Annotated in this window: 6 protein-coding genes; 2 read left to right on the top strand and 4 right to left on the bottom strand. The window is 77.5% G+C overall.

What is annotated here, in order from left to right:
* A partial coding sequence (locus EBM89_RS19900) for an LLM class flavin-dependent oxidoreductase (protein WP_122151317.1) occupies positions 1-555 on the bottom strand: 555 nt, incomplete at its 3' end.
* A gap of 1 nt (position 556) precedes the next feature.
* Complete coding sequence (locus tag EBM89_RS19895) at positions 557-1,489, bottom strand: LLM class flavin-dependent oxidoreductase (RefSeq protein WP_122151316.1); 933 nt, start codon at positions 1,487-1,489, stop codon at positions 557-559.
* 90 nt (positions 1,490-1,579) lie between these two features.
* On the opposite strand from EBM89_RS19895, the gene EBM89_RS19890 reads away from it, so the two are divergent.
* On the top strand, positions 1,580-2,065 hold the full coding sequence (locus EBM89_RS19890) for a MarR family winged helix-turn-helix transcriptional regulator (RefSeq protein ID WP_122151315.1): 486 nt from the start codon (positions 1,580-1,582) through the stop codon (positions 2,063-2,065).
* Between the two features lie 4 nt (positions 2,066-2,069).
* Here the strand turns inward: EBM89_RS19890 and EBM89_RS19885 are convergent, their stop codons facing one another.
* Positions 2,070-2,537 (bottom strand): MarR family winged helix-turn-helix transcriptional regulator, encoded by a 468-nt coding sequence (locus EBM89_RS19885; RefSeq protein WP_233571880.1) that lies wholly within the window; start codon positions 2,535-2,537, stop codon positions 2,070-2,072.
* Positions 2,538-2,629: 92 nt separating this feature from the next.
* Here EBM89_RS19885 and EBM89_RS19880 point away from each other — a divergent pair, with 92 nt between their 5' ends.
* Positions 2,630-2,836 (top strand): hypothetical protein, encoded by a 207-nt coding sequence (locus EBM89_RS19880; RefSeq protein ID WP_122151314.1) that lies wholly within the window; start codon positions 2,630-2,632, stop codon positions 2,834-2,836.
* Positions 2,837-2,923: 87 nt separating this feature from the next.
* Here EBM89_RS19880 and EBM89_RS19875 read toward each other — a convergent pair whose 3' ends face one another.
* On the bottom strand, positions 2,924-3,670 hold the full coding sequence (locus EBM89_RS19875; RefSeq protein WP_122151313.1) for a YcnI family copper-binding membrane protein: 747 nt from the start codon (positions 3,668-3,670) through the stop codon (positions 2,924-2,926).
* Positions 3,671-3,827 lie beyond the last annotated feature (157 nt).

Genomic DNA, 3,827 nt, shown 5'->3' with positions numbered 1-3,827 from the left:
GGCGACGACCTCGCGCAGCGCCCCGGCGGCGCTGACGTCGGCCGCGTCGCACCACCAGCCGTCGGCATCCCGCGCGGCGAGCGCCCGGACCTGCGCCGCCTCCGCACCGGACCCGACCGCCGGACCGGACCACACGGCGACCTCGTGGGCGGGCGCGGGCCCGCGCTGCGCCCCGGGCACCCGGTAGCGGGGACCGTCGTGGACGAGGGGTCCGGGCTCCCCCGCGGCCCACATGCCGCGCAGCACGGCGACGGCCTCCGGGAGGTCCGGGTCCGGCGCGAGGCCGAGCGCGACCCGCCCGCCGGACAGGTGGTCGAGGCTCGCGACGGCGCGCGCCAGCACGGCGGGCGGACGGCCGTCGAGGGTCAGGCCGCGCGCGGCGACGGCGACCCGCTCGGTGCCGCCCGCGACCCAGCCGAGGACGGTCCAGGCGTCGAGGTCGTCGTCGCCGACCACGACGAGGTCGAGGCCGAGGTCCTCGGCCGCACGGGCGGACGCGACGGCGTCGGCGCCACCGACCGAGACGCCCAGGTCCAGGGGGTGCCCGAGGTCCACGTCAGACCTCCGCGGGGGTCGTGGTGGGCGTGCCGCGCCGGGCCCGCTCAGCGGCGACGAGCTCGCGGACCGCCGGGGCGATCTCCTGCCCGAGCGCGGACAGCAGCACGGGGTCGTCGCCCGCGACTACGAAGCCGCTGGTCCCCTGCTCGAGCGCGATCTCGGCGAGCTGCTCGGCCCACTGCGCAGCGGGGCCGTCGAGCAGGCCGCCGCGCCCCCGGTCGGTGAGCCGCCCGCCGACGTTGAGCAGCCGCCGCACGGCGCGCGGGTCGCGACCGGCGGCCGCGGCGGCGTCGTCGATGCGGGCGTTGCCGTCGGCGAGGTCGCCGGGGCCGTCGAGGTAGGACAGCGAGGGCAGCCAGCCGTCGGCGACCTCGCCCGTGAGCCGGAGCATCCGCGGCTTGTACGCGCCGAGCCAGATGCCGACGGGGTGCGCGGGGGCGGGGCCGCGCTTGGCGCCGGCGAGCGGGTAGTACTCCCCCGGCAGGTCGACCCGGGCGCGCTCGCCGGTGTCCCACAGGGCGCGCAGCACGGCGACGGCCTCGCGGAGGGCGTCGACGCCCTGCCCGGGGGTGAGGCGGCGGCCGCCCATGGCCGCGATACCGTCCCAGAACGCGCCGGACCCGAGGCCGAGCTCGACCCGCCCGCCGGACAGCAGGTCGAGGCTCGCGACGGACCGCGCTAGCACGGCGGGCGGGCGCAGCGGCAGGTTGATGACGTTCGGGGCGAGCCGGATCCGCTCGGTGCGCGCGGCGACGTAGGACAGCAGCGTCCAGGTGTCGAGGAACGCGGGTTGGTACGGGTGGTCCTGGAACGTCGCGAGGTCGAGCCCGGCCGCCTCGGAGAGCTGCGCCAGGGCGACGACCCGCTGCGGGTCCGCGTTGCCCGGCGTGAGGAACGATCCGAAGAGCAGGTCGTGGCCGTAGTCCGTCATGTCCGCCTCGTCTCGATCAGTCGGTGGCAGCGATCGTATGTGCCACAGATGATTGGCTCAACCGCCGACCTGGTCGTAGCATTCCGTGCCATGACGACCACGACCGAGGAGCACGTCTCCGACCTGGGCTGGTCGCTCGGCGTGCTGCTGCGGGCCTACGAGCGCGCGCTCGCCGCGACCGTCGAGGCCGTCCCGCACGGCTTCCGCGGGTTCCTCGTGCTGCGCGAGGTCGTCCGCGGCGCCCACGAGAGCCAGGCGGCCCTCGCCGCGAGCCTCGGCATCGACCGCACCGTCATGACCTACCTGCTGGACGACCTCGAGTCGGCAGGGCTGGTCGAGCGCCGCGTCGCCGAGGTCGACCGCCGCCAGCGCCGCGTGCTGCCCACCCCGGACGCCCGCACGCTGCTGGAGCACCTGGAGCACCGGGTCGCCGCCGCCGAGGACGCCGTGCTCGGGGCCCTCGACCCCGAGGACCGCCGCACCGCCGGCCGGCTGCTGCGCCGTGCGGCGTGCGAGTACCGCGACGCCGAGCCCGGCGATCCGTGCACCACCGTGGAGCACGCGCTCGGGCGCTGAGCGGTCAGGTCGCGCGGGTGCAGGCCCGCAGCAGCAGGTCCGCGGCGTCCCGGATCGCGGCGACCTCCGCGAGATCGAGACCGAGGCCGGCGACCATCGCTGCCGGGATCCCCTCGGCCCGCGCCCGCAGCGCCCGCCCGGCGTCGGTGAGCCGGATCGCGAGCGCCCGGTCGTCGTCCGCGCTGCGTCCCCGCTCGACCAGCCCCAGCGCCTCCAGCCGCCGGACCAGCGGCGACGCCGTCGCGGGTTCGAGGTGCAGCAGCTCCGCCAGGGCCTTGAGGGTGAGGTCGCCGTGCTGCCACAGTGCGAGCATCGCGAGGTACTGCGGGTGGGTCAGCCCGAGCGGCTCCAGCAGCGGCCGGTAGAACGCCACGAGCGCCCGCGACGCCGCGGACACGGACAGGCAGACCTGCGCCTCCAGCGCGAGCGGGTCCGGGTCCACGGGGGTGGGCGCGGCGGGCGGGGTGGTCACCGGGCGATCGTACCCGGCTTTTTCTTCGTGCCCTTATGATGAGGCCACTCAGCAGTCAGACGGACTCGGCGGCACCAGGCGGGAGCGGGACCATGGCCACCATCGGCAGGGCGAACGACAAGCGCGAGGCCGCGCTGCTCAGCGTCTTCGGTCCGGCCCAGGTCGGCGACCCCCTCGCCCCGGACCGCGAGGTCCCGGAGGCCGACCGCGAGCGGGAGACGACCCTGCGCACGGAGTTCGTCCGCGTGACCGGACCGGACGGTCGCCCGTACCTGGTGGAGCGCCCCGCGCAGGACTGACCGCGCGACCGACGGTTCCCGTCCGCGCACCCCGGGATCTCGGGAGTCGGGACGGGAACCGCAGGCCGCGCGGGCTGGCGGCGCGGGTCAGCGCGTGCGGCGCGACCGCAGGGCGACCACCAGGGCCGCGAGGGCGGCGACGAGGGCCGCCGCGCCGAGGCTGATCGGCAGGGCGTTCGACGGCGCCTCGGCGGCGGGGGCGGCGTCCGCCGGGACCTCGGCCGTGGCGGCCTCCGTGCCCGCCGCGGGCTCGGCGGTCGCGTCGGCGGGCTCGGTGGTGGTGAACACCGGCGCCGGGTACTCGGGCTCCTCGTCCCCGGCGGCGACCTGGTCCCAGTCCACGACCGAGCCGTCCGAGTAGGTCTGGTGCGCGGGCAGGACGACGTCCGTCCCGGCCTCCGGCAGAGGGCCCGCCGACATCGCGAACCGCTGGAACTCGCCGTCCGCGATCCCGGCGCCCTCGCCCGGGTCCGCGGTCCACACGACGCGCAGCGGCGCCTGGGTGATCGTCGCACCGGCGACCTCGACCGGGGCAGGCAGGTCGCCCTCCTCGACCGTGGCGGTCCAGCCCGGGACCGGCTCGGTGGCGACGTAGGTGAACGGCACGTCGGTCGGCAGGTCGACCACGACCTGGGTGGTGCTCGCCGTGGCGGACTCGTTCGGCACGCGGACCGTGAGCACCGAGTAGGACCCGGCGACGGTCGTGGCGGGGTCGACGTGCACGTGGGCGGACGCCGCGATGGCGGAGCCGAGGACGGCGGCGGACGCGAGCGCCACGACGGCGGCGAGGCGCGCGGTGACGGCGGGACGGACGGTGCGGGTGGTGCGGGACATGGGGACCTCCGGGGATGCGGCGGGGCGCGCAGGCGCGCGGGGACGCGCGGCCGGGACCTCCCGCACACCGGGTGTCGGGTCAGGCGGCGGCCACGAGGACGGCACCCACGACCGGGGGCCCGCGGCGGGCGGCGCCCTCGCGGTGCAGCGCCGCGCG

Origin of the sequence: Cellulomonas triticagri (assembly GCF_003696205.1) — a bacterium.
Classification (GTDB): Bacteria; Actinomycetota; Actinomycetes; order Actinomycetales; family Cellulomonadaceae; genus Cellulomonas; species Cellulomonas triticagri.
The sequence above is the reverse complement of the archived record's forward strand: the minus strand, read 5'-3'. Positions and strand labels throughout refer to the sequence as shown.